This is a genomic window from Mesorhizobium sp. P2_E7 (assembly GCF_056403855.1).
In genome coordinates this window covers 412,294-436,188 of the sequence record NZ_JBFUER010000003.1, presented here as the reverse complement: position 1 = coordinate 436,188, position 23,895 = coordinate 412,294, and the positions used below count along the sequence as shown (strand labels likewise).

The window sequence follows — 23,895 nt, the reverse complement described above, 5'->3', positions numbered from 1 at the left end:
CAGGGCGCCGAAATCTACGTCTCGGCCACGCTGGCAGGCGAACCGGTTGCCATCGAAGAAACGGAGAGCGGCGAATGGGCGATGCGCTTCTATGCCCATCCGCTCGGGTTTATCGACCAGAAGCACAGCAAACTGGTTCGCCGAAGCGCCGCGCCAACCAAACCGCTTGGCGCTGCGGCGAACTCAACATAGGGCAAAACTGTTACCTATGTATCCGGTTCAAACTGTTACCCATCTATCGGCTGGACAGCTGTCACGGCAACAAAAAACCCGCCACAAGGGCGGGTTCTTGAATCTGCGATGCAGATAAAAACTTACAGGCCGAAACCTTCGAAGCGCTTCTTGAACTTCGACAGGCGACCACCGCGGTCGAGCAGGGTCTGCTGGCCGCCGGTCCAGGCCGGGTGCGTGGTCGGGTCGATATCGAGGTTCATCGTATCGCCTTCCTTGCCCCAGGTCGAACGGGTCATGTATTCGGTGCCATCGGTCATGACGACCTTGATGGTGTGGTAATCGGGATGGATGTCGGCCTTCATTGTCGTGTTTCCTGGCTTGTGGCGCTGCCGACGGGCCCGTGGCCTGCGTCGATGCGCCCCTTTTTAAAACTCGAAGCCGCAGCTATTGAAAAGCCACGGCTTCTAAAACGGTCGGCGAGCCTATACATCAGCCGGAATTGAATCACAAGGCCGCGGCGGGCGCATATTGAAGCGTCCACCTGGAAACGGCCAGAGGAAACGGTCATGGCGGATATCAGCGGCGAGCAAGACGGGCGCAGACGCTCGCTCGGACCGCTCAGGCGCGTCTATCCCTACATCAGCCGCTACCGCAAATTGGTCATCGGCGCCGTCATCTCGTTGGCCATCGCGGCGGCGACGACGCTCACCCTGCCGCTCGCCGTGCGGCGCATGATCGACCACGGGTTTTCCGCGTCCAGCACCACCTTCATCGCCGAGTATTTCGCCGCTTTGGTGGCGATGGCAGCCCTTTTGGCGGCGGCATCGGCCGGCCGCTACTATTTCGTCATCACGCTCGGCGAACGGGTCGTTGCCGATATCCGCAGCGATGTGTTTTCGCATGTCACGACGCTGTCGCCTTCCTTTTTCGACACTGCCCAGTCGGGCGAGATCGTTTCGCGGCTCGCCGCCGACACGACGCAGGTGAAGTCCGCCGTCGGAGCCACCGCCTCGGTGGCGCTGCGCAACGTCATCCTCGGGCTCGGCGCGGTGGCGATGATGGTCGTCACCAGCCCGAAACTGTCCAGCCTGGTCATCGCAGCCATTCCGGTGATCGTGCTGCCGCTGGTCGCCTTCGGCCGTTCGGTCCGACGCCGGTCGCGACAGGCGCAGGACACGTTGGCGCAAGCGACCGCCTATGCCAGCGAGCAGATCGGCGCGGTGCGCACGCTGCAGGCTTTCACCAACGAGACGCTGGTCACCGGGCGGTTTTCGGCCGCGGTGGAGGCTGCCTTCCAGGCGGCACGCTCGTCGATCTTCGCGCGGTCTTTCCTCACCTTCTTTGCCATCTTCATGATCTTTTCCTCGGTCGTGGCGGTGCTGTGGTTCGGCTCGCGCGACGTGCTTGCCGGCACTATGTCGCCCGGCACGCTCGGCCAGTTCCTGCTCTATTCGGTGTTTGCCGCTGGCGCGCTAGGCGCCTTGTCGGAAGTCTGGGGCGAGCTTGCCCAGGCGGCGGGCGCGGCCGAACGGCTGACCGAGATCCTGGACGAGACGCCGGCGATCCAATCGCCCGCAGTGCCGCTGCCGCTGCCAGCCAAGGCAAAAGGCGCGATCAGTTTCGACGACGTCTCCTTCTCCTATCCGGCAAGGCCCGACCGCGCCGCCGTCCATGGCTTGAGCTTCCAGGTGAAGCCGGGCGAGACGGTGGCGATCGTCGGGCCCTCGGGCGCCGGCAAAAGCACGGTGTTTTCGCTGATCCTGCGTTTTTACGATCCCGAGACCGGCCGTATTGCCATCGACGGCGTCGACGTGCGCGAGGCCGATCCGGCCGATGTCAGGGAGCGCATCGCCATCGTGCCGCAGGATGTCACCATTTTTGCCGCGACCGCGCGCGACAATATCGGCTTTGGCCGGCCGGGCGCCACGAATGCCGAGATCGAGACGGCCGCCAGGGACGCGCTGGCTGACGAATTCATCCTCAAGCTCGACAAGGGCTATGACAGTCAGGTCGGTGAGCGCGGCGTGACCTTGTCCGGCGGCCAGCGCCAGCGCGTGGCGATCGCCCGCGCCATCCTGCGCGACGCGCCGATCCTGTTGCTCGACGAGGCGACCTCGGCGCTCGACGCCGAAAGCGAGACACTGGTGCAAAAGGCGCTGGAGCGGCTGATGCAGGGCCGCACCACCATAGTCATCGCCCACCGGCTGGCAACCGTGCTGAAGGCCGACCGCATCCTGGTCATGGATGGCGGCCGCATCGTCGAGGAAGGCACGCATCAGAGCCTGGTCGCCAAGGGCGGCATCTATGCGCGGCTGGCCAAGCTGCAGTTCGAAACAGGGGCAAGCGCGTTTAGGGGTGCGGCGGAGTAGGGCACCATTCGTTTCCAGCCTGGGCATATCCGGAAAAGGAAAGATTTTCTGGAATATAAGTCTATCGGCTTCGGCCGTCTCCAAGCAGAGATGCTAAAGCTTCGCGAAGGCGATTTTCATATCTCCATTTATACTGACGAACCTTGTCGCGCAAGCCAACTGGTGTTATTAATCTATAAATAAATTCGAACCATGATAGTCTAATGCCTACTCCGGGTTCGCTGAACCGAAGTATCCTCAGACGAGACTCTCGATAGGATTGCAGTTGCCGTGCTTGATTTTCGGTCAGGCGCTGGGGGTCATGGAGACGGTTCTCATATAGCCAGAATATTGCTTTTCGGGATTCTTCCCAACCGGAAGAGCTATACTGCATACGACGATATGTTGAGAACAAGCCAGCCATAAACAAAATGAAAAGGCTGAATACAAGTATACCAATGGATCTTGTTTCTAAGTAGAAATATCCAATTAACAATATAAAAATCCACCCTGATACATAGTCGAATACGTCACTCGGGGAGGAATAGTCCTCGGCAGATTCTACCGATTTCCTTATGTCGTGCAGTTTCCTCATTTCATGTATATCTAAGTTCTTGCAATAGCACATCCAGATAAATTCGATATCAAAGTCAAGTGAATCGATATCTTGTCGGTAGCCGACAAATGTGAAAGGTGACAATCTATTCAAAAAACTCAGAATGGATGAATGAGCTTCGAGTATTCCAATAAATACCAGAAGCGATACTATCGTAACAACAATGCTTTTATTGTCAGATGACATCTGACCGATTGTTCCGGCTATTTCAGATGAGTATTTATCTCTATAAAAATACAGAGACTCGATCTGCCGCTGGAAATCAAAATTTATGAACAGCAAGACAAATGTGATTATTATAGTCCCTGTTCGGCTGACGAGGTATGCTACAATTCCTCGAACCGGTTCAAAAAATTTCGTAAAATCCATTCCCTGTGGCCCCCCGCCTTGCCAAGCAGTTTATCTCTTCGAAAGAGACGATGGAAGCCGAGCTTATCATGGCGCCATAAATGTATGCCGCCTGCCGAGCGCTACTTAACCAGTTTGGCTTCAGCTCGACCTCAGTTTGCCTCGGGCTCGCTGTAGGCGAAGTTGTAGTTCCAGCCGGATTTGTCGCTCATCTTCTTTCGCGACCGGAGATAGGCGCCAGTATCCTTGGCGGGAACCCGGTCGCCGATCGTCTTGAGATACCAGTCGACCTGAAACTCGGTCGGCGTGCTCGACCAGCGCGCCTTGAAGGCGACATAGGGCGTGATCACGTCGTCGGATTTCTCCGGTCCGACAAACCGTGCCTTTAGGTTTTTGACGGTGCATTGATGACGCCCGAACATCGGGCTGCCCAGCCAGACCGGCCCGATCCTTCCAACCCTATCCGGCTCCGGCAAACTGTTGATGCCGACATCCGCCTTCAGCGGAAAGTCCTTGATCAGGTCATCGGTGTCGAGCGCCTCGGCCGGCAGCTCGTAGGATTCGACGGTCGTGACGACGTTCTGGTCGCGTCGTCGTGTGTCGACAATTTCGCCAAGCTTGTCATCCCAGGATACTGGCGGTTGTAGTATTGAAGGTAGTCGTCGGCGAGCTTTGTAGCCGATTGCGAAACCAGCCTGTAGCGCATGCTGTCGGCATCCGCATCGCGATAGATCGTACTGACCGTCAGCTTGAGCGCCTCGCCGTTGAGTTTGGGAAAGCCAAACGCCTCGCTGACGAAGGTGGTCGGCTGGAAAAGCTCCTTGCGCTCGATTTTCTCCATCTTCGCGTCGTTGGTGACAATCGGCAAGGCGAAGCCATAGTCGGGCGGAACGAGGTTCTCGGCCCTGCCGCCCTGGAGATAGTTGGTGGCATCGATCCAGTAAGTCTGGCTGCCGATGACGGCCTTGACGATGACGTGGTCAAACGCGCGCATCGTTGGAAGAAGGTCGCCGAGCGCCAGTCCGTCGTCGAGGTCGGTCAGCGCCGGGTCCGCGTGGAAGCCCAGCCGCTGCTGCGCAGATAGAGTTCAGCCGCGGGCAGGCTGGCGCCGGCCCCGCCGGACAGCGATGAATACCGGGACGCCGACGAACAAGGTCAACAGGAACATGCTGGCGATGACCTGTCGCTGCTGCGTGTCCGGATCGCTGACCTTCACTTCGGCGGGCGGCGGATCGACGTAGGTAAAGTCATACTCCCACTGAACGTCCTTGGAGATGTCCTCGACGGACTTCAGATAATCCGCAATCGCCGTGGCAGGAACTTCGCTTGCCAGCGTCTGCAAATTCCATTCCGCCCGGAATTCGGTTGCTGTGTTGCTCCAGGACGTCTTCAGCGACACATAGGGTGTCACGATGTTCTTTATTTCCTCGCCGGAAAACCTGGCCTTGAGGTTGCGCACGGTCACGCTGTGACGACGGTAATACGGAGTGCCGAGCGATATCGGGCCGCGGCGGCCGACGATGGTCGGGGTCGGGAGATAGTTGCCGAGATCCGCCGCCTGGATAGGGAAATTCTTGGCAAGATCGTTGGCCGCCAGCGCCTGCGCCGGCAGTGAGTAGCTCTCTTTCACGCTGACGATGTTGCCGTCGCGTCGATCCAGGATTTCCAGCTTTCCGGTGCTTTGAATGCCCGGGTACTGCTTGCTGTAATATTTCAGGTAGTTGTCCGCCATCTCGGTCAGCGACTGGCCAGCCAGCCTGTTGCGCATCGAGTCGGCGTCGGCGCCTTCGTACATGGAATAGACCGTCAGCGACAACGGATCGCCCGGCTTGTCGGGAAAGTCGAATTCTTCGGCGACCTGGATCGTTGGGCTGGTCAGCTCCGGGGTTGGCATCTTCTCCAATCCGTCGGTGCTGGAAAGCGGCAGCGCGAACCCATAATCGGCCTGCGCAATATTGTATGCCTTGCCGCCCTGAAGGTCATTGGTGGCATCCAGCCAGTATGTCTTGGTTCCGATCTTCGCCTTGACGATGGCATGGTCGAAATCGCGCAGCGCCGGCAGGTGCTGGTCCAGAGCCCGCCCATGGTCGAGATCGGCGAGGGCGACTTCGGCAGAAATGCCAAGTCGCACAAGCGACGAGGCAAGCAGCAATGCCTTGTCCTTGCAATCGCCAAACCCGCTTTGCAGGACAGTCGCCGGATCGCGCGGAATGTAGGATCCCGCACCGATCGACAGGCTGACATAACGGATCTGGTCCTGCACCAGCCGTGTCGCCTGGATCATCCGGTCTTCGGCCACGGGCTGCTTGACGGCGATGTCGTCGAGCTTGGCTGCGAAGTCGGTGGGAAAATCGGTCACCGGCCTGTAGTGGGGCGCAATGGCGTCGACGACGCTGTGCCAGTCTGCGGTCGAGGCCACGTCGACGGAGCCCCAGGCCGGATACTGCACCGGCAGGTTGTCCTCGACCTTGACCGGCTTCGGATTGCGGATCTCCCACACATAGACCGTGTCCGATCCCGATGACGAGATCGCCGGCTTGAGTTCCGTTCCCCTTGGCTTGATCTGAAGCGGCTGACTGGCGGGCCAGGTGATGTTTGCGCGGATGAGCGCCACCGGCTCTTCCCACTCGGTCGCAAAGCTGAAGAAGAAAAGATCCTGGCCGACAAGCGGCGTGATTTCGTAGGTCGTCGCATAGTCGACAATGTCACCGACACGCACATCTTCGACATTGACATGGGCCGTCAGCCAGCCGTCGTACAGGCCTTTCTCGGCGTCCTTTTCCTGCCTGAAAATATCGAATTTCGTGCTTGCCAGCCGGTCGATCACGGCGCCGTCGCGAATGATGCGCAAATGGTTCAAGGTGACTTTGTGCCGCGACGGATCGAACTGCAGGTTGATCCCGGCGCCCTGCTCAAGGCCGGGCCGGTCGACGATCTTGTAGACCGTGCGAGAGTACTGGTCGTAGCCGCCGGTGCGGTGGACGATCTGGTCGTCCGAGAGCAGCCACGAGATGCCGTTCCTGATCTGGTCGGATCGGGTGACGTCAGCCGATGGAACATCGATCAGCCTGGTCCAGGCCGGCGCCGGTCCGATAAGGACCACGTCGTCGGACAGGGCCGGAGAACTCAAGCTGACCAGAAACAGGGCGAAAGCAATGAGCCGCCAGCAAGACTTGATCACACGAAAATCAATACAGATCGACATTCCAGTTTCGCCAGCGCCCCAAAGAGCCCCTTTTGTCAGAGGCTTTCCGGCAGAAGTAAAGACCATGCCCTATGTTTTTGGATGCTGTGTCGGCCGAAATGGCTCAAGCCCCGTATCGCTGCTGCAGGTGACGGGTGAAATGCGCGGCATTCAGTTTTTCGCCGGTGGCGCGTTCGAGCAGTTGCGGCGTCGACCAGTGCGAGCCCTGCGACCAGATCTTGTCGCGGCGCCAGCCGTTGATGGCGGCGAAGTTTCCCTTTGCCAAATCGTCGCCGGCAGAAGGATGCTCGCTGGTCAGCGCCGCCCACTGCTGCGCCGCCATCATGGCGCCCAGCGTGTAGGACGGGAAATAGCCGAAGGCCGCACCTGGCCAATGCACGTCCTGCATCGGCCCGTCGGCCGGATTGTCTATGGTCGACAGGCCAAGATACTCACGCATCTTGGCATCCCACGCCTCGGGCAGGTCTGCGGCCTGCAGCCGCCCCGAGACAAGCTCCTGCTCCAGCTCGTAGCGCAAGATGACATGCAGCGGATAGGTGACCTCGTCGGCGTCGACGCGGATCAGGCCGCGCTCGACCCGGTGCACATGCGGCAGGATGTCGTCGAGCGACCAGGCCTCGCCGAGATGCTTTTCAACGACCGGCAGCGCCCAGCGCCAGAATTCGGGATTGCGGCCGATCTGCTTTTCGACGAACAGGCTCTGGCTTTCGTGCACGGCCATGCCGCGCGCCTTGCCCAGCGGCCAGTGCGCCCAGGCCTTCGGCAGGTTCTGCTCGTAGAGCGCGTGGCCGGTCTCGTGCAGCACGCCCATCAGCGCCGACAGGAAATCCGAGGTCTTGTAGCGGGTCGTGATGCGCACGTCGCTCGGCACGCCACCGCAGAAGGGATGATGCGACACCGACAGCGAGCCATGGGTGAGGTCGAAGCCCACCGCCGCCATCATAGCGAGGCCAAGCTCGCGCTGCCGGTCGATCGCATAGCTGCCCGAAAGCGGCTTGAGCGGGCGTTTGGCCAGCCGCGTTTCCTGCTCGGCCAGCGCCTCAGGCACGAAGCCTTTCAGGAACGTCTTCAGCTCGGTGAACACCGGCGTGATGTCGGCGGCGCGGTTGCCGGGATCGTATTGCTCCATCAGCGCGTCATAGGGATCGAGGCCGAGCGCGTCGGCGCGCAGCGCAGCCTCCTCGCGGACCAGCGCGATGACACCTTCGAGTGCCGGCAGGAAGCCGGCCCAGTCGTTCTTGGCGCGCAGGTCACGCCAGAGCTGCTCGGAGCGCATGCGCGCCACCGTCTGGCGCTCGACGAACTCGACCGGCAGGCAGGTCAGATTGGTGTATTGCCGGCGCAGTTCCCGGACCGCCGCCTGCTGCTCCTCGTTCAACGCGTCCTGTTCGGCGGCGGCGAGCCAGTCGGCGATTTCCGGCGCCGTTGCCCTGGCATGCAACATGCCGGCAAGGGAAGACATGGCTTCGGCGCGCTTCTCACCGCCACCGACGGCCATGTGGGTCGCCTCGTCGGCGCCGAGGATGGCGAGTGCATGTTCCAGCGCTTCGAGCTTGTGGCCGAGATCATCGAGTTTCTGAAAGGACATGGCAGGTTCCGCGTTTTGGACGGCGGGAAAAGATACCAATGCGCCAGGCTTGGCAACCCTCAAAGGTTGCTCTCGCCGATGCAGCTTGCACAGGTAAGGGCGTGCATGGAATGCTGGCCAGCGGCCCAACACCGCCATGAGGGGAGAGCCAAGATGATCGGCAATATTCTGGTTGGGTTGGTGGCGCTGATCCACCTCTATATCGTCTATCTGGAAATGGTGTTGTGGGACACGCCGCGCGGCCACAAGGCGTTCAACCTCAAGCCGGATTTTGCCAGTGCCTCGAAGGTCCTGGCCGCCAATCAAGGGCTTTACAACGGCTTCCTTGCCGCCGGGCTGATCTGGGGCCTCTATCTCGGCGCGGCCGGGTTCCAGATCAAGGTGTTCTTCCTGCTTTGTGTTGCCATCGCCGGGCTGTATGGCGCGGCGACTGTTGGCAGGAAAATCCTGTACATCCAGACCGTTCCGGCAGTGCTGGCGCTCGCCGCGCTGTGGCTTGGCTGGTGACAAAAAAGGACGCCCTTGGGGCTCTATCACTTGCTTGACGCAATTCCGGACGGAAAACCGCTTCACACTTTTCCTGGAATTGCTCTAGATCCCGAGGGCGTCAGATAGTCCCTTCCTCATTCCGGGAATATCAAGAGCGGAGCTCAGCCGTTCGGATAGTTGCCGCCGTCGGAGCCGTCACCCATCATGAAGCCGCTGCCGGTGTCGGACATCAGCGCCTGGTCGACGTTGTCGAGGCGGCGCAGCAGGTCGCGGTACTGCGCGACCGGAATCCTGCCATGATCTGCGGCGGCCGTCCGCTCGGCGGCCTGGGTGATATGGGCGGCCCGCATGTGCAGCCTCTGCGCCTCGGCCGCCGTGATCGAGTTGGCCTGCCTTGCATCGGTGATGCCCTGTTCGACGCCCTGCACCTGCTCAATGAGGCCGGTCACGCGCGGACCGGTCATGTCGGTCGGGTCGCTGGCGTCGAGGGCGCCCTTGTGATGTCCGGCGGCATAGGCGCCGGCGAGCGGAACGACGATCAGTAGTGTCGTGAGGGCTGCAGTCCTGAGAGTCTTCAAAGAACGCATGATGTGCGTCTCCTCCTGCTTTGGAAGGGGCAAGCGCTTTCGCTCCACCTTCCGGACGCGGGCCGTCGGGTTCCGTCGCGTCGCGATGGGAGGCATCGCCGGCGGTTCCCGGCCCTGCGCGGCAAATTAGGAGGCCTAAGATGCGAAGTGTAATTAAAAAAAGATAATGTTTTCAGGCCTTGCCGAGGCTGTCTTGCGCCCTAGAGTTGAGCCGGCGAACAAATTCGCGTGACTAAAAATCACCGTTCGGTGAGCTTCAGTTCAATGCGGCGGTTCTTGTTGCGGGCGTCTTCGGTGTCGGCGGGGTCGAGTGGCTGGAATTCGCCGAAGCCGGCGGCGACCAGCCGGTTCGCGGGCACACCATTCTCGATAAGGTACTTGACCACCGAGGTCGAACGCGCCGTCGACAATTCCCAATTGTCGCGATAGCGGCCGGTGCCGGACAGCGGCTTGTTGTCGGTGTGGCCGTCGACGCGCAGCACCCAGTTGATCTCCGGCGGGATTTCCTTTTGCAGTTCGATGATGGCATCGGCGAGCTTCTTCATCTCGACCTTGCCGGCATCGTTGATCACTTCGGAGCCGGTCGGAAACAGCACTTCCGACTGGAAGACGAAGCGGTCGCCGACGATGCGGATGTTCTCGCGGTCGGCGAGGATTTCGCGCAGGCGGCCGAAGAAGTCGGAACGGTAGCGGTTCAACTCCTGCACGCGCTGTGCCAGCGCGACGTTGAGCCGACGGCCGAGATCGGCGATCTTGGTGTTGGAGTCGCGGTCGCGCGTCTCCGACACGTTGAGCGCGTCCTCAAGCGCGCCGATTTGCTTGCGCAGCGCGGCGATCTGCTGGTTGAGGATCTCGACCTGGCTCAGCGCCTGCTGGCTGATCTGGCGCTGGCTGTCGAGTTCGCCGCCCAGCTGTATGGCACGCTGGTTGGCGGCGTCGCCGGCGCCGGCACCTTGCGCCAGCAACTGTTCGAGCCGGCTCTTCTCCGCCTCTGACGCAGACAGCGATGCCTGCAGATTGGCGAGCGAATCATCCTTGTCCTGCGTCGTCGAGCGCTCCAGCGCCAGCAGTTGCGTCAGTTCGTTGATCTGCGAGTTGAGGCGTGTGAGCGCCGTATCCTTGCCGGAGAGTTCGCGGCCGAGCAGGAATTGCGCCAGCACGAAAACGGTGAGCAGGAACATGATCGCCAGGAGCAGCGTCGACAGCGCGTCGACGAAGCCCGGCCAATAGTCGATGCGGCGATCGGTGCGCCGCTTGGCGAGCGCCATGCTAGTGCACCCCGGGCTTCTTCAGGGCGTCGGCGATCTTTTCCAGCGTGTTGCGCATCGCCTTCTGCTCGTCCGACTGGGCTTCGACCCAGTCGCGCATGATCTGCTGCTCGGAGCGCATGTTCTTGACCAGGCCGGAAATGCCGTCGGCGAGATTGGCCATGGCGGTGGCGACACGCGGATTGGAGCCGCCGCCGTTTTCCTGCATGCTGCGCAGCCGTTCCGACAGAAGGCGGATCTCGTCGGAAGGTTCGCTCTTGGCCGGATCGGCAACAACGATGTCAGAGGAGAGATCGGTGACCGACGACAGCCAGTTTTCGAGCTCGGTGTAGAAGCGGGTCTGGGCGCGGCCGGCCTGCAGGTCAAGGAAGCCGAGCACCAGCGAACCGGACAGGCCGAACAGCGAGGACGAGAAGGCGGTGCCCATGCCGGCCAGCGGCGCCGACAGGCCCTGTTTCAGCGAATCGAGCACGGCGGCGGCATCACCGGTGCCGGGATCGAGCGATTCGATGGTCTCGCGAATCGAGCCGATGGTGTTCAACAGGCCCCAGAAGGTGCCGAGCAAGCCGAGGAACACCAGCAGGCCGACGAGGTATCGCGAGGTATCGCGGCTTTCGTCAAGGCGGGTGGCGATCGAATCCAGCATGGTGCGCATCGAGGAGGTCGAGAAGGCCACGGTCGAGGAGCGGCCGATCATCGCCTTCATCGGCGCCAGCAGCACCGGTTCGGTGGTTTCGGATCCGGCGCGGAACGAATTGACCCAGCGCACTTCGCGAAACAGCCGTCCGACCTGGGCGAAGGCAAGCAGGATGCCGACCACCAGCACACCGACGATAAGGCCGTTGAGGCCGGGATTGCTACCGAAAGCGGTCGAGATCTGGCGGGTGAGGATGGCGGCGATGAAGGCGACGATGACCAGGAAGATGACCATGGTCAGGAGGAAAACCTGTGGGCTCGACAGCTTGTGCGGATCGTACATCAGGACATCAGAGCGCCTGCCCACGCCGAAGGATCTGAGAAAAGCCATCCGTGCCCCGTTTCCGATGCTCTTTATTTGCCTTGACGCAATTCCGAACGGGAAACCGCTTTCCCTGGAATGCTCCAGTGCCGCCGATCACGTAATTCGCGACTCTAAACGGAATTGTGACCAAATTGAATGGCGCTTGGCAATATTGCCCGACAGGGCGGGCGGCGCTCCGCCGTCTAGAGGCGGTTGATGACCAGGCAGTCGACCATGGCGGCAAGATGCAGCCCGGCGCCGGTGATGACAAAGCCGTGCCAGACTGCATTGTGGAAACGCAGCCCCTTCCAGGCGAAGAAGATGACGCCGCAGGAATAGACGATGCCGCCGGCGACGATCAGCGCGATCGACGTTGTCGGCAGCGTCGCGACCAGCGGCTTGGCCAGAACGATGCCGCTCCAGCCGATGGCGAGATAGAAGACAATGGCCAGGCGGTCGAAGCGGCCGGGCAGAAACACTTTGATGGCGATGCCGGCCACAGCCGCGGTCCAGACGAGGACAATCATCGGCAGCGCCAGCGGCGAGCCGTCGAGCTGGGCCAGAAAGGGCGTGTAGGTCGCGGCGATCAGGAGATAGATCGCGGCGTGATCGAACCGCCGCAAGATCCATTTGGCCGGCGATGTCACCGGCCACAGATTATAGGCGAGCGACACCGACAGAACGGTCAGCAGCGACACCACATAGAAAGCGGCAGCGATGTATTCGCCGGGACCGGCATGGAAGGCGGCAAGCGCCAGCAGTGCCGAGCCTGCCGCTATCGCCAGCACGATGCCGACCGCGTGCACAATGCCATCGGCGATCATCTCCGCACGCGAATAGTGCCAGCGCCCGACAAAGGGGATCTCAATTGGCGATTCTGGCGGGGAAAGCGGTGGCATGCTCGTCATCGAAAATCCTGCGTCAGCCCTTATCTGGGCCGTCGCCGCGCAGTATTTCAAGCTTTGGTTGCGGTTTTACGACTGCGGCGCTTCAGCGCGCTGCCCCAGCATGCCCAGTGATCAGCGTGCAGAAATCGGCTTCTTCACAGCCTTGAGCAGCGCACGCTGAATGACCTCGTTGCCGGCAACGACCGAGCCGTTGTCCAGCATGTCCTGGCCGCCATCCATGTCGGAGACGAAGCCGCCGGCTTCGCGGATCAGGAGCAGGCCGGCGGCGATGTCCCACGCCGACAGACCGGTTTCCCAGAAGCCGTCCATGCGACCGGCAGCCACATAGGCGAGATCGAGCGCGGCCGAACCCAGGCGACGCACGCCCGAGACCTCGGCCATCACATTGCGCAGCTCGACGAGAAAATTGCCGTGCTGGCCGCGGCCGAGATGCGGCATGCCGCAGCCGATCACGCAGTCGGTGAGCTTGCTGCGGCCGGCAACGCGCAGCCGGCGGTCGTTCATGAAGGCGCCGCCGCCGCGCTCGGCGGTGTAGAGCTCGTCCATTGCCGGATTGTAGATGACGGCGGCGACCAGCTGGCCCTGGCGCTCCAGCGCGATCGAGATGGAAAAGATCGGGATGCCGTGGAGGAAATTGGTGGTGCCGTCGAGCGGGTCGACGATCCAGCGGTGCTGGTCGTCGTCGCCTTCGACCGCGCCGCGCTCTTCCATCAGGAAGGCATAACCGGGGCGCGCCTTCGACAGTTCGGCAAACAGGATGTCCTCGGCCTTGCGGTCGGCCTGGCTGACATAGTCGCCCGGCCCCTTCATCGACACCTGCAGGTTCTGCACCTCGCCGAAGTCGCGCGACAGCGAGCGGCCGGCCTTCATGGCGGCCTGGACCATGACGTTGAGAAGTGCGGAGCGTGCCATCGTATCTGTTCCTGCCTACGTACCTTAATCTTGATGCATGTCGGTGACCTAAAACCGGGGCCACTTTTGGGCGACATGCATCAGTCTGCGCGGCGCATGTAGGTGAGTTCGTTGGTGTCGACGACGATGCGTTCGCCGGCGCCGATGAATGGCGGCACCAGCACGCGGATGCCGTTTTCCAGCACCGCCGGCTTGTAGGAGGACGCTGCGGTCTGGCCCTTCACCACCGGGTCGGCCTCGGTGATGGTCAACGTCACCTGGTCGGGCAGCGAAATGCCGATCGGCCTGTCCTCATAGAGCTGGACCGTCACCATCATGCCGTCCTGCAGGAAGGCGGCGCGGTCGCCGACGAAATCCTTCGCCAGTTCGAGCTGCTCGTAGCTCTGCGTGTCCATGAACACCAGCGCGTCGTCCTGTGCGTAGAGGAAGGAAAAATCCTTCAGGTCGAGCCGAATCTGCTCGACGGTCTCGGCCGAACGGAAGCGCTCGTTGAGCTTGGTGCCGTTGATCAGGTTCTTCAGTTCGACCTGGTTGTAGGCGCCGCCCTTGCCGGGCTTGACGGTGTTGGTCTTGACCGCCACCCAGAGGCCGCCATCGTGCTCGATGACGTAGCCGGGACGGATTTCGTTGCCATTGATCTTGGCCATAATGATGTTGATCCGGGAATGAGATGGTCGCTGGACAAGCGATTTCGGGCTCCCAAGACCACAAATCACCCGAAGAGGCAAGGGAGCCGGCAGGTTGGCGCCGACCGCAAGGCGTCGATATCAGCAGGTCGGGCACCGGATACGGCGCCGACGCAGGCACGATCAGCCGGGCTGATTGACGACCGAACCGACCGCGTCGGCGATGGCCTCGGCGACCTTCGTCAGCCGATGAATATGCGGCGAGCGCATGACGACAACCTGCATGGACAGGTCGAGGTTCCCCGTTTCGACAAGCGTCACGCCGGTCGGCAGCTGTTTGCCGAAAAGGCGCATCGGCATCAGGCCAACACCATGGCCGCGGCGCACCCATTCCAGCTGCATGGCCGGATCCTGGATTTCGGCGGCAATGGATAGTCTGCGGCCGTCATCGCCAAGAGCAGCAAGCAGACGCTGGCGCGCATCACAGGGCGCAGGGCTCAAAATCCAGGCTGCAATTTTGAGGTCGGGTATCTGCTCCGCCTGCTCGTTCGTCACGATGCCGAGACGTTCGGTGCCGATGCAGGCATCGTCGTGCGCGCTGCCGTCCGCGCGCAGCACGATGGCGAGGTCGAATTGTCCGCGATCGAACTGATCGACCAGTTCGGCGCTCCAGCCGGTCCTGAGCCGCAACGACACTTTCGGGAAGAGCGCCGCGGCGTTGGCGATGGCTTCCGCGACGTCGCGGTCGGAGAGGCCATGGGCGAGGCCAAGGCGAAGCAGTCCTTCCGGCTCTGCCTTCCCCGCAAAGGCTTTCAGCGCCTCCACGGAAGCCAGGATCTCGCGGCCGCGCGCCAGCACTTCCAGCCCCGCCGGCGTCAGTCGCGGCGGCTTCTGCCGGCGGTCGAGCAGCGTCGTGCCAAGCATGTCCTCCAGCCGCTGGATCTGCCTCGTCACGGCCGGCTGCGTCAGCGGCAGGCGCCGGGCGACTTTCTGGATCGAGCCTTCCTCGGCAAACAGGGCAAGCGTGCGCAGTTCCTCAAGCATCGCCGGTATCATGTTCTACAGGCATAATCATGGTGAACATTATGAATTTGAAATCCACCATCTGGCAAGCGATTTTCCTTCCATAAGCAAGGACGACGAACATGAAGGCAATCGAACTGCAGAGCCCGGGCGGCATCGACAATCTCAAAATGGTCGAACTGCCGATGCCGGAACCCGGCCGCCAGGAGATGATCATCAGGGTCAAGGCGACGGCGCTCAACTACCGCGATGTCGAGATCGCGCGCGGCAGCTATCACACGACATTTCCCTTGCCGCTGGTGCCGCTTTCCGACGGGGTCGGCGAAGTCGTTGCGGTCGGCGCCGAGGTTAGCCGCTTCAAGATCGGCGACCGGGTCTGCGGCACGTTCTGGCAGCGCTGGGTCGGCGGCAGCTCCGCCATGGCCGAAGCCTCGTACCAGCGCGGCGGTCCGATCGACGGCTTGCTCAGCGAATTCGCCCGGCTGGACGAACAGGCGGCCGTGATGGTCCCGGCGCATCTCAGCGATGTCGAGGCGGCGACATTGCCTTGCGCTGCCGTCACCGCCTGGCATGCGTTGTTCACCGAAGGCAAGCTCAAGCCGGGTGAAACCGTGCTCAGCCTCGGCACGGGCGGCGTGTCGCTGTTTGCCGTGCAGTTCGCGAGAGCCGCCGGAGCGCGCGTCATCGTTACGTCGAGCAGCGATGAGAAACTTGCGCGGGCGAAAGAGCTCGGCGCGCATGACGGCGTCAACTACCGCGACAATCCGGACTGGTCGTCAGCCGTGCTGGCGCTGACCGATGGCCGTGGCGCCGATCACATCATCGAAGTCGGCGGTCCGCAAAGTTTCGCGCAGTCGCTGAAGGCGTCGGCGCGCGGCGCCCAGATCAATGTCATCGGCTATCTCGGCGGCAGCGAAGGAGCGATCAATCCGCTCGACATTTTCCGCCGCCAGGTGAAAGCACGTGGCATACCGGTCGGCTCGCGCGAATCCTTCGAGGCGATGAACCGGGCGCTCGCGGTCAATCGGCTGCGGCCGGTGATCGACCGGGTCTTTCCCTGGGCAGAGGCGGCAGAGGCCTTTCGGCATCTCGAACATGGCTCGCCCTTCGGCAAGGTCGTGCTCGATCATGTCGGGTGACATCGCCCGTCAAGGCAGGCGGTTTGCCTTCTGCAAGGCCTGCTTGGTCTGGTCGTCGGTCAGCCCTTGCAGGAAATCGTCCATCTCCGGATCGATAAGGCCGGCGCGGCGGGCGACCACGTACCAGGCTCCGGCCAGGATCAGGTCGGGGTCGGTGCCGATGCCGCCCATGTAAAGCTTTGCCAGCCGGTTCTGGGCGGCGACGTTGCCGCCTTCGGCCGCCTGCTTCATCCAGTTGAAGCCGGATTTCAGATCGCGAGCACCGCCGCGGCCCTCGATCATCCAGGCGGCAAGATCGATCTGCGCGGTATCGTAATTCTGCCTGGCAGCCTGCGCCAGCAGGCGGCGTGCCTGGGCATCGTCGTGCGGCTTGCCGCCGACGCCATTGGCGTAGACCTGCGCCATCGCATACTGGGCGTCGGCAAGGCCGGTCGCCGCCGCGCGCTCATAATAGGGCACTGCCCTGGCGATACCGGCATCACCCGGATCCTGCTGAACCAGCAGCTGCGCAAAGTTGAACTGTGCCAGGCGGTTGCCGGCCTCGGCGGCGGCCTGCATCAGCGCATACGCACCCTTCTCGTCCTTCTTGACGTAGCGGCCGTCGAGCAGCATCAGCGCGTACTGGAACTGCGATTCAGGAATCCCTTGTTCGGCGGCTTGCGCATACCATTTGGCGGCCTCGGCAGGGTTGAGCGGCACGCCCAGCCCGCGCGACAGGATTTCGGCCACCAGCGTCTGCGCCGCCGGGTCGCCATTCTGCGCCCGCACCAGCGCAAGATTGTAGGCGGTTTTGTAGAGGCCGCGCTGGAAAGCGCCATAGGCGGGGTCCGCCGGCTTGGCGCCGAAACGCTCGGGATTGATGGCGTCTGCCGACGGCAGCGGCGCGGTGGTCGCGGGCTGCGGCAGCGGGGTCTCGATCGGCTTGTCGACATGAACGCCGGAATTCATGGTGCCGGCCTTTTGGGCATCGGCCTTTGCGGCGCCCGCATCAGCGGCGCCCGTAGCCGGCGCGCTGATGTCGGGTGTGCCGGTATCGGGTGCGCTCGTGTCGGGCCTCGGCTGCGGCAGCGGAACGGGCTCCGCCGCCATCGCTGCCCCGCTCATCAAGGCCGCAACGAGAACCGCGATCGGAAGTCCGGGTCGGCGCACGTCAGTCCTCGAAGCGCGGCGCGGTTTGGTCGAGCAGCGCATTGGCGGCAGCGACCGCCGCCTTCGGATCGGCGCCATCGGCGAAGACGGCGCTGGACAGCGCCACGAATTCGGCGCCGGTGTCCGCCACCGCCTCGACCGAGGCGAGTTCCGACCCCGCCATGACGATGCAGGGGATCTGGATCATGTCGGCCCACCAGCGGCCGAGCGACAGATTGCGCGGATGCGGCTCCGGCTTGTTGTCGTAGCCGAAGCGGCCGAAGAAGATGTAATCGGGCCTGGTTTCACCGAGCTCCAGCGCGTCGTCGCGGGTCTTGGCGCCGCCGGCGCCGACCATCATCTTGCCCTGGAAGTGTTCGATGGTTTCGGCGAGTGCGTCCTTGGAGACCTCGACATGAATGCCGTCGGCCTGGACGCGGCCGGCAATGCGGGTGTCGCCGGCGATGATGACGGCGATGCCGGCCGCCTGCGCCACCGGTACGATCTGTTCGGCAAAGGCCTGGAAGGCAGCCTCGTCCATGCCGTTTTCAGGCAGGATCAGCGAAGCGACGTCGCCGCCCTCGAAGGCAGCTGTAATGCGTTCGGCCGGCGCGTCCTTGGGCGCGATCAGCACGATGCGGCAGCGGTTGGGGGGTGTTGCGTCGTTCATTGGCTTTCGATCCGGGAATTCGCCTATGCCGGGCGAAGATGGTTGCATTGCGGCATAGAGCAAAGCGCCCGCCTTGAACAGGCGGGCGGGGATCGATGCGGCGGCTTGGTTTACGACCGCCGGCCAGCGGCCGATTTGGGGCTCATTTGACGGCTTGGGGACTTTCGGCCGGCGATTTGGCCTTCCACAAAGTCCAGCCGAGATTCATGCCGGCGGCGGCGATCAGGATGGCGGCGGCGCCGACGAGCTGAGCCGGATGCAGCCGGTGGCCGAACGCAATGACATCGACCAGGATCGCCACGACAGGATAGATGAAGGACAGCGATCCCTGCAGGTGTGTCGGCAGTTTCTGGATGGCACCATACATCAATATGTACACCAGGCCGGTGTGGACGACGCCAAGCGTCACCAGCATGGCCCAGCTCCACGTGTCGGCGGGCAAATGGGAGAGGTTGGCAAAGGGCGCCAGCATGACGACGCCGACGCAGACCTGGATCAGCGCGATAAGATGCGGTGGGGTCCCCTTCAGCTTTTTGGCGACGATGGCCGCGACGGCCCAGAAGAAGGCCGCGCCAAGCGCCATGACGATGCCGGTGACATAATCGGTGCCGACGATGCCGGAACCGGCATCGGGCCCTGTCTGCACGATCAACAGCATGCCGGCGAAGGCGATGCCGAGCCAGGTCAGCTTGGTCAGGGTCAGCCGCTCGCCGAAGAACAGCGCGCCGAAACCGACCAGCATGAAGGGCTGGGTGTTGTAGACCGCCGTGGCGATCGAGATCGAGGCGCGGGAAAACGCGCTGAACAGCAACAGCCAATTGATGACGATGGCCGCCCCGCCGAGTGCGGCAATGGCAAGAATGCGCAATGTCAGCCTGCCGCGCAGCAGCCCAAGTGCTGCACAGGTGATGAGCAGCGCCACCGCACCGAAGGCGCAGCGCCAGAACACCACGTCCATGACGGGCTGGCCCGACATGACGACGAACCAGCCGATCGTGCCGATGATTGTCATCGCCGCCGTCATCTCGATCGTGCCGCGCACCGTGCTGTCCATGACAATACCTCTGATATCTGTTTGAGGCTGGATAATCTCATGCGATCCTGAGGGTTTATATGCCTTATGAAAGGTGATATGCGGGCATGGCCTAATTTAATAAGGCGATCTTCGCCTTTTGCGAGAGAATGAAAATGCTGGACGATCTGGACAGAAAGCTTCTCGACATCCTGGTCAAGGATTCCCGGACATCATTGAAGGAACTGGCGCAGCAGGTCGGGCTGTCGTCGCCCAGCGTGTCCGAGCGGCTGCGGCGGCTCGAGGAGCGCGGGGTCATCCGCGCCTTCACTGTCGAGATCGACCCGGAGGCGCTGGGCTATCCGCTGCAGGCGATCGTGCGTATCCGGCCATTGCCGGGCAAGTTGCATATCGTGCAACAGCTGATCGAGGAGATCCCCGAGTTCGGCGAATGCGACAAGGTCACCGGCGACGATTGTTTCGTGGCGCGACTTTATGTGCGTTCGATGAGCGAGCTCGACAAGCTGCTCGACCGCATCGCCGACAAGGCCGAAACCAGCACCGCCATCATCAAGGCGCAGCCGATCCGGCGCCGCCCGCCGCCGATGGGGAATGCTTAGAGTTCCAGCTTGTAGCCGATGTGGCTGGCCTTGAAGCCGAGCCGGTCATAGAAGCGGTGCGCGTCGTGGCGGCTCTTGTTGGTGGTCAGCTGGACAATTTTGCAGCCGCGTGCGCGGCATTGTTCGACCGCCCATTCCAGCAGGCGCTGCCCCAGCCTTTCGCCGCGCCGGTCGGCGGCGACGCGGACAGCCTCGACCTGGCCGCGCCAGGCACCCTGCAGCGACAGGCCGGCAAGATAGCTGATCTGCAGCGTGCCGATGACGCGGCCGTCGTCCGTCATCACGGCGAGAAACTGGTTGGGGTCGGCGTTCACAGCCGCAAAGGCATCGCGATAGGCTTTGGCTAGCGGCTCGCTGGCGTCTTCACGGCTGCTGCCGAGCGGATCGTCGGCGAGCATGGCGATAATGGCCGGCAGGTCGGCTGCCTCGGCGCGGCGGATGTGGGGTTCGCTCATTGTCAAAAACCTGGGGTCAAAACCTGGTGCATCGGGGATGGCGCCCTTATGCATCGGCGGCGATCTTGCCGCAAATCCCGAACGGTCAAGTTACGGACAGTTGATGGACGCTGCCGGCATTTTCGCTGTCGCGGCGCACGGGTTTCTGGGCTATTGCAGGTCATCGCCTTCCCTCCAGCCTACTTCATCCCATGTCAGGTCTGCTCGCCGATCCGTGGTTTTATGCCGCCGCCATTCCGGCGGTGATCCTTGTCGGCCTGTCGAAAGGCGGCTTCGGCGGTGCTGTCGGCTTTGTCGGCGTGCCGCTGATGGCGCTGGCCATGCCGCCGGTGCAGGCGGCCGCTATCCTGCTGCCGATCCTGTGCCTGATGGACATCGTTTCGGTGTGGACGTGGTGGGGCGTCTATGACCGCAAGATGCTGGTCGACATGATGCCGGGCGCGGTGATCGGCATCGGGCTCGGCTGGCTGACGGCAGCCCTTGTGACCGAAGAGATGGTGCGGCTGATCGTCGGCGCGGTCGCGCTGATCTTCGTGCTGCGCTGGCTTTATCTGCAGTTTCGCCACGGCTCCGACCATGCAGCAGACCGCAACCGCATCGCCGCCGCCTTCTGGGGCACCGTCGCCGGCTTCACCAGCTTCGTCGCCCATGTCGGCGGCCCGCCCTTCCAGGTCTACGCGCTGCCGATCCGCCTCGACCCGAAGGTGCTGTCGGGGACATCGGCGATCTTCTTTGCCGCCACCAATGCGCTGAAGCTGATCCCCTATTTCGCGCTCGGCCAGTTCGACACCGCCAATCTGACGGCGTCGGCCGTGCTGATGCCACTGGCGCCGCTGGCTACCATCGCCGGCGCATGGCTGGTGCGGCGCATGCGGCCGGAGATCTTTTATCCCTTCACCTACGCGACCGTGGCCGTGGTCGCGGTCAAGCTGTTGTGGGACGGGATCGCCGGCCTGATGTAAGCAGCGCGAGGCGGCCGTACGGTCGCCTGCATAGTCTTAGGTGTTAGACGGCGCTCGGCACGAGGCGGCGACTGCCGCCAAAGGCCAGTGCGGCGCCGGCGACGACAACCAAAATCATGCCGGCAAGAATACCGATGTCGTGCTCGGTCGGCTTGAGCACCATGTCCGCGACCACGACCAGCATCACGGCATAGTCGAAGCGTGCCACGCTCATCATGCGCTGGCCCATGGCAAGGACAGCAGGTGATATGCCCTCCTTGGCGATCACGGCTCCCATGCGCTCGCCGATTGGTTTGAAGACGAACATGCCGATCGAAAAGGTCGTGGCGTAGCCGACGAGGCCGATGACAATCCACAGATCTGCGAATCCCACCCAGAAGCTGCACATGATCAGGCCGAAGATCAGCGTCAGCATCGACATCGGTGCGAAAAACCTGCCGCCAAGCTGTCCGCTGGCACGGATCGCCTGCAACTTTTCCTCGATGTTTCCGGCACGCTCGGCAAGCATGCCAAGCAGGAACAGCACGAACCCGCCTCCGACCCACAAAGTGGCCGTAACGATGTGGAAGAACTTGACGATCGAATACCAGTCCATTGCCGCTCCTTTTGCGTCGTTCCAGGGCAAACGCTAGTTGCGCGTCTGCTTCCAAAAGAGGGCGGATTATTCCGTACATGTATCGAAGGGATGCCGCTGGAGCGCCGGTTTGTTGCGGCGGCGCGATCACCGGTTTTGCCGCGAGCCCTGGGAATACCCGGCATTTGCCGGATAGACGCCGTTTCAACATTGGTTGGTTTCGCGGCATGATTCTGAAACCTGCCGGGACTAAGCCGCTCGCGTCCGGCGTTTCATTTTGGCCGCGCGCGATCGGACCAAGTCTGCGGCAACCAACGAGGGTATCCCATGCAAGGCGTAGCACGAAACTTCTTCACCCTGGCCGTCATCTACGCGCTGTGCGGCATGGCCCTGGGCCTGCATATGGCGATCACCAATGACCACGGCCAGATGCCGACCCATGCGCACACCATGGTGGCGGGCTGGCTGATGTCGGCGGTGTTCGCCTTCTTCTACCATTTGTTCCCGGCCGTCGGACAAAAGACGATTGCCGTCGTGCATTTCTGGCTGACGGCAATCAGCGGCATCGTGCTGATGATCGGGCTTTATTTTGAACTTGCCGGCCATCCGGAAATCGAGCCGGTGCTGGCCTCTTCCTCGATGGGTTTTTATGCGGGAATGCTGCTCTTCGCCTTTATTTCCCTGCCGGCGATCTGGAAGAAGGCTTGAGCAAGCCGACGATCAGGTTCCCCGGGCCGTTGTGCTGATACGGCACAGAAGGGCAGCGGTCGATCAAGAAATATCCGCGCTGTTAAGGGTTCATTAAGCTTTACAGGTGTTTACTATGTCCATCCAGTTATCTGGATTCTTACCGAGTGGTTGGAGCCACTTCGTTTGACGCCTCCCTGTTAAACTCCTGAGAGCCGCCTTATCCGCGGCTCTTTTTTTGTCCGCATTTTGGGTCGTAAGTTTCAGGTCAATTCGACCTGAGATCATCCGACTCTAGCGCCCATACGCCGGCGTTAACCGTTTGTTAAACATGTGCTTGCCTTCACCGATGGCGAAGCGCATTTTCAAGCCTCAGTCATCTAGGGTGCCGGCGTGACGGCGAAGAAGCCGAATCAGCCGACGGGGCAGTGCAGGGGCGTATCGATGAACGAGCCTTCGAAGGGCAGCGCGAAAACCATCAAGCTGGCGGAACGCCGGGTTTTCTCCCAATCCTTCAAACCGCTTTACCAGGAAGGCATGGGCCTGGTCGAGCAAGCAGCAGAATATCTCGACGGCAAGGGCCGGGCCGAGGCGAAAAAGCTGTCCAGGCTGGCAGCAACGCTCTATGCAGCCGAATCGATGCGGTTGACCACCAGGCTGATGCAGGTTGCCTCGTGGCTGCTTTTGCAGCGGGCGGCGAACTCCGGCGAGATGACCCGCGACCAGGTCGCTTCGGAAAAATCCAAGGTGCGCCTCGACACCGCGTCGGCGCACGACGAAGCGGCCGGCTGGAACGAACTGCCGAAGGATTTCCTCGACCTCGTCACCCGTTCGCTGCGCCTGCAGGCACTGGTGCGCCGCATGGATGAGGAGATCTACGGCGGTGCGTTCGCCGAGGCGCCGTCGGCCGTCCGCCGCGCCAATCCGGTTTCAGACCAGATCACGCTGCTCAACACGGCTTTCGCTCGGGGTTAAACGCCTCTCGTTTCCGGTTTGTTCACATTTCGCTGGCATCGCTGTCCGCCGGAGGTAGACTCGGGCGCATGGGGCAAGCGATTCGCATCATCGGTATTGATCCGGGGCTGAGGCGCACCGGCTGGGGCATTGTCGAAAGCCTCGGCAATTCGTTGCGCTTTATCGGCTCCGGCACCGTACGCTCCGACGACAAGGCGGCGCTGGCGACACGGCTTTGTCAGTTGCATGACGGGCTGGCCGAGATCCTGCACGCCGCCATGCCGCATGAGGCGGCCGTCGAGCAGACCTTCGTCAACAAGGATGCTGTGGCGACGCTGAAGCTCGGCCAGGCGCGCGGCATTGCCATGCTGGTGCCGGCGCGCGCCGGCCTTGTCGTCGCCGAATATGCCCCCAATGCCGTCAAGAAGGCGGTGATCGGCGTCGGCCATGGCGACAAGAAGCAGATCCACATGATGGTCAAGGTGCTGTTGCCGAAAGCCACTTTCGACACCGAACATGCCGCCGACGCATTGGCCATCGCCATCTGCCACGCGCATCACCGGCAAAGCGTCGCCTACAGGATGGCGGCGTTGGCATCATGA

26 protein-coding genes and 1 pseudogene are annotated in these 23,895 nt (G+C 62.2%); 9 read left to right on the top strand and 18 right to left on the bottom strand.

Annotated elements, in window-relative coordinates; translation table 11 throughout:
• Window positions 1–192, top strand: a pseudogene (locus tag AC1DYC_RS21230) (integrase); the annotation flags it as partial.
• Between the two features lie 122 nt (window positions 193–314).
• Here AC1DYC_RS21230 and rpmE read toward each other — a convergent pair.
• Complete coding sequence (gene rpmE, locus AC1DYC_RS21225) at window positions 315–536, bottom strand: 50S ribosomal protein L31 (RefSeq protein WP_112559687.1); 222 nt, start codon at window positions 534–536, stop codon at window positions 315–317.
• Between the two features lie 204 nt (window positions 537–740).
• On the opposite strand from rpmE, the gene AC1DYC_RS21220 reads away from it, so the two are divergent.
• A complete protein-coding gene (locus tag AC1DYC_RS21220; RefSeq protein ID WP_477409618.1) occupies window positions 741–2,543 on the top strand; it encodes an ABC transporter transmembrane domain-containing protein in 1,803 nt (600 codons plus the stop codon).
• 61 nt (window positions 2,544–2,604) lie between these two features.
• On the opposite strand, the gene AC1DYC_RS21215 is transcribed toward AC1DYC_RS21220, so the two are convergent.
• The 5 genes from AC1DYC_RS21215 to AC1DYC_RS21195 all read right to left on the bottom strand — a co-directional run bounded on the left by AC1DYC_RS21215 (window position 2,605) and on the right by AC1DYC_RS21195 (window position 8,279).
• Window positions 2,605–3,507: a hypothetical protein gene (locus tag AC1DYC_RS21215; RefSeq protein WP_477409616.1), complete on the bottom strand. Its 903-nt coding sequence runs from the start codon at window positions 3,505–3,507 to the stop codon at window positions 2,605–2,607.
• Between the two features lie 131 nt (window positions 3,508–3,638).
• Entirely contained in the window at window positions 3,639–3,836 is a 198-nt protein-coding gene (locus AC1DYC_RS21210) for a hypothetical protein (RefSeq protein WP_477409614.1), read from the bottom strand.
• A gap of 167 nt (window positions 3,837–4,003) precedes the next feature.
• Entirely contained in the window at window positions 4,004–4,480 is a 477-nt protein-coding gene (locus tag AC1DYC_RS21205; protein WP_477409612.1) for a hypothetical protein, read from the bottom strand.
• 93 nt (window positions 4,481–4,573) lie between these two features.
• Window positions 4,574–6,691 (bottom strand): DUF3857 domain-containing protein, encoded by a 2,118-nt coding sequence (locus AC1DYC_RS21200; RefSeq protein ID WP_477409610.1) that lies wholly within the window; start codon window positions 6,689–6,691, stop codon window positions 4,574–4,576.
• 103 nt (window positions 6,692–6,794) lie between these two features.
• The gene (locus tag AC1DYC_RS21195) at window positions 6,795–8,279 is read right to left on the bottom strand and encodes a carboxypeptidase M32 (RefSeq protein ID WP_477409609.1); all 1,485 of its coding nucleotides are present in this window, start codon (window positions 8,277–8,279) and stop codon (window positions 6,795–6,797) included.
• A 153-nt stretch (window positions 8,280–8,432) separates the two neighbouring features.
• Between AC1DYC_RS21195 and AC1DYC_RS21190 the strand changes: the two genes are divergently transcribed.
• Window positions 8,433–8,786: a DUF1304 domain-containing protein gene (locus AC1DYC_RS21190; protein WP_477409607.1), complete on the top strand. Its 354-nt coding sequence runs from the start codon at window positions 8,433–8,435 to the stop codon at window positions 8,784–8,786.
• Between the two features lie 143 nt (window positions 8,787–8,929).
• Here AC1DYC_RS21190 and AC1DYC_RS21185 read toward each other — a convergent pair whose 3' ends face one another.
• The 7 genes from AC1DYC_RS21185 to AC1DYC_RS21155 form a co-directional block, all read right to left on the bottom strand.
• Window positions 8,930–9,355, bottom strand: a complete 426-nt coding sequence (locus AC1DYC_RS21185; protein ID WP_477409605.1) for a hypothetical protein — start codon at window positions 9,353–9,355, stop codon at window positions 8,930–8,932.
• A 239-nt stretch (window positions 9,356–9,594) separates the two neighbouring features.
• Window positions 9,595–10,623: a peptidoglycan -binding protein gene (locus tag AC1DYC_RS21180; RefSeq protein ID WP_477409604.1), complete on the bottom strand. Its 1,029-nt coding sequence runs from the start codon at window positions 10,621–10,623 to the stop codon at window positions 9,595–9,597.
• Between the two features lies 1 nt (window position 10,624).
• Entirely contained in the window at window positions 10,625–11,650 is a 1,026-nt protein-coding gene (locus AC1DYC_RS21175) for a MotA/TolQ/ExbB proton channel family protein (RefSeq protein ID WP_477409602.1), read from the bottom strand.
• Window positions 11,651–11,826: 176 nt separating this feature from the next.
• Complete coding sequence (gene trhA / locus AC1DYC_RS21170; RefSeq protein WP_477409600.1) at window positions 11,827–12,531, bottom strand: PAQR family membrane homeostasis protein TrhA; 705 nt, start codon at window positions 12,529–12,531, stop codon at window positions 11,827–11,829.
• Between the two features lie 111 nt (window positions 12,532–12,642).
• A complete protein-coding gene (locus AC1DYC_RS21165; RefSeq protein ID WP_477409598.1) occupies window positions 12,643–13,443 on the bottom strand; it encodes an inositol monophosphatase family protein in 801 nt (266 codons plus the stop codon).
• Window positions 13,444–13,523: 80 nt separating this feature from the next.
• The gene (gene efp, locus AC1DYC_RS21160; protein ID WP_112559678.1) at window positions 13,524–14,090 is read right to left on the bottom strand and encodes an elongation factor P; all 567 of its coding nucleotides are present in this window, start codon (window positions 14,088–14,090) and stop codon (window positions 13,524–13,526) included.
• Between the two features lie 162 nt (window positions 14,091–14,252).
• Window positions 14,253–15,113, bottom strand: a complete 861-nt coding sequence (locus tag AC1DYC_RS21155; protein WP_477409596.1) for a LysR family transcriptional regulator — start codon at window positions 15,111–15,113, stop codon at window positions 14,253–14,255.
• 101 nt (window positions 15,114–15,214) lie between these two features.
• Here AC1DYC_RS21155 and AC1DYC_RS21150 point away from each other — a divergent pair, with 101 nt between their 5' ends.
• Window positions 15,215–16,231: a zinc-dependent alcohol dehydrogenase family protein gene (locus tag AC1DYC_RS21150; protein WP_477409594.1), complete on the top strand. Its 1,017-nt coding sequence runs from the start codon at window positions 15,215–15,217 to the stop codon at window positions 16,229–16,231.
• Between the two features lie 9 nt (window positions 16,232–16,240).
• Here the strand turns inward: AC1DYC_RS21150 and AC1DYC_RS21145 are convergent, their stop codons facing one another.
• The 3 genes from AC1DYC_RS21145 to AC1DYC_RS21135 form a co-directional block, all read right to left on the bottom strand.
• A complete protein-coding gene (locus AC1DYC_RS21145; protein ID WP_477409592.1) occupies window positions 16,241–17,335 on the bottom strand; it encodes a tetratricopeptide repeat protein in 1,095 nt (364 codons plus the stop codon).
• A 46-nt stretch (window positions 17,336–17,381) separates the two neighbouring features.
• On the bottom strand, window positions 17,382–18,029 hold the full coding sequence (locus AC1DYC_RS21140) for a thiamine phosphate synthase (RefSeq protein ID WP_477409590.1): 648 nt from the start codon (window positions 18,027–18,029) through the stop codon (window positions 17,382–17,384).
• A gap of 142 nt (window positions 18,030–18,171) precedes the next feature.
• Complete coding sequence (locus AC1DYC_RS21135; RefSeq protein WP_477409588.1) at window positions 18,172–19,083, bottom strand: DMT family transporter; 912 nt, start codon at window positions 19,081–19,083, stop codon at window positions 18,172–18,174.
• A gap of 134 nt (window positions 19,084–19,217) precedes the next feature.
• Here AC1DYC_RS21135 and AC1DYC_RS21130 point away from each other — a divergent pair, with 134 nt between their 5' ends.
• Window positions 19,218–19,661 carry an Lrp/AsnC family transcriptional regulator gene (locus AC1DYC_RS21130; protein ID WP_112559821.1) on the top strand — a complete coding sequence of 148 codons (444 nt, stop codon included), beginning with the start codon at window positions 19,218–19,220 and terminating at the stop codon, window positions 19,659–19,661.
• Here the strand turns inward: AC1DYC_RS21130 and AC1DYC_RS21125 are convergent.
• Window positions 19,658–20,116, bottom strand: coding sequence for an N-acetyltransferase family protein (locus AC1DYC_RS21125; RefSeq protein WP_477409586.1), 459 nt, complete (start codon window positions 20,114–20,116; stop codon window positions 19,658–19,660). The two genes, AC1DYC_RS21130 and AC1DYC_RS21125, sit on opposite strands and share 4 nt — an antisense overlap.
• Window positions 20,117–20,307: 191 nt before the next feature.
• On the opposite strand from AC1DYC_RS21125, the gene AC1DYC_RS21120 reads away from it, so the two are divergent.
• Window positions 20,308–21,078, top strand: a complete 771-nt coding sequence (locus AC1DYC_RS21120; RefSeq protein WP_477409584.1) for a sulfite exporter TauE/SafE family protein — start codon at window positions 20,308–20,310, stop codon at window positions 21,076–21,078.
• Window positions 21,079–21,121: 43 nt separating this feature from the next.
• On the opposite strand, the gene AC1DYC_RS21115 is transcribed toward AC1DYC_RS21120, so the two are convergent.
• Window positions 21,122–21,673, bottom strand: coding sequence for a DUF2269 family protein (locus AC1DYC_RS21115; protein ID WP_477409582.1), 552 nt, complete (start codon window positions 21,671–21,673; stop codon window positions 21,122–21,124).
• A gap of 306 nt (window positions 21,674–21,979) precedes the next feature.
• On the opposite strand from AC1DYC_RS21115, the gene AC1DYC_RS21110 reads away from it, so the two are divergent.
• The 3 genes from AC1DYC_RS21110 to ruvC all read left to right on the top strand — a co-directional run bounded on the left by AC1DYC_RS21110 (window position 21,980) and on the right by ruvC (window position 23,895).
• On the top strand, window positions 21,980–22,360 hold the full coding sequence (locus AC1DYC_RS21110; protein WP_477409581.1) for a hypothetical protein: 381 nt from the start codon (window positions 21,980–21,982) through the stop codon (window positions 22,358–22,360).
• A gap of 423 nt (window positions 22,361–22,783) precedes the next feature.
• Window positions 22,784–23,314 (top strand): protease adaptor protein RcdA, encoded by a 531-nt coding sequence (gene rcdA / locus AC1DYC_RS21105; RefSeq protein WP_477286618.1) that lies wholly within the window; start codon window positions 22,784–22,786, stop codon window positions 23,312–23,314.
• Window positions 23,315–23,382: 68 nt separating this feature from the next.
• Entirely contained in the window at window positions 23,383–23,895 is a 513-nt protein-coding gene (gene ruvC, locus AC1DYC_RS21100; protein ID WP_477307146.1) for a crossover junction endodeoxyribonuclease RuvC, read from the top strand.